Below are 499 nucleotides of genomic sequence, written 5' to 3' on the forward strand. Positions count from 1 at the left end.
GCGGCGCCTGCGTGCTGCTGGCGCGCCCGGGCGGCCACATGGATGTGGAATATCTCCAGCACCTGATCAACAGCGCCGGCGTCACCACGCTGCACTACGTGCCGTCGATGCTGCGCACCTTCCTCGATAGCGTGGAGGGCAGCTGCGCCAGCGTGCGGTGGATTTTCTGCAGTGGCGAAGCGCTGGACTGGCGCTCGGCCACCCATTACCGCGAGCGCTTCCCGAACGCGGCGATGTTCAATCTGTACGGCCCCACCGAAGCCGCGGTCGATGTCACGGCCTACCATTGCAGCCATCTGCCGGGCCAGTTCGTACCGATCGGCGCACCGATCAGCAATATCCAGATCCACATCCTGGACGCGCAGCAGAACATACAGCCGATTGGCGTGCCCGGCGAACTGGTCATCGCAGGGCAGGGCCTGGCCAGGGGATACCTGAACCGGCCCGACCTGACCGAGGAAAAATTTGTCGCCAATCCGTTCCGCCCCGGCGAACGCAT

General features: G+C 64.9%; 1 protein-coding gene. It reads left to right on the forward strand.

Annotated features, from left to right (window positions below; genetic code table 11):
• The coding region (locus tag GCN74_RS28325; protein ID WP_152259712.1) for an AMP-binding protein at positions 1-499 on the forward strand (499 nt) is incomplete at both ends.

Source organism: Janthinobacterium sp. FT14W (genome assembly GCF_009208755.1).
Taxonomy (GTDB): domain Bacteria; phylum Pseudomonadota; class Gammaproteobacteria; order Burkholderiales; family Burkholderiaceae_D; genus Janthinobacterium; species Janthinobacterium violaceinigrum.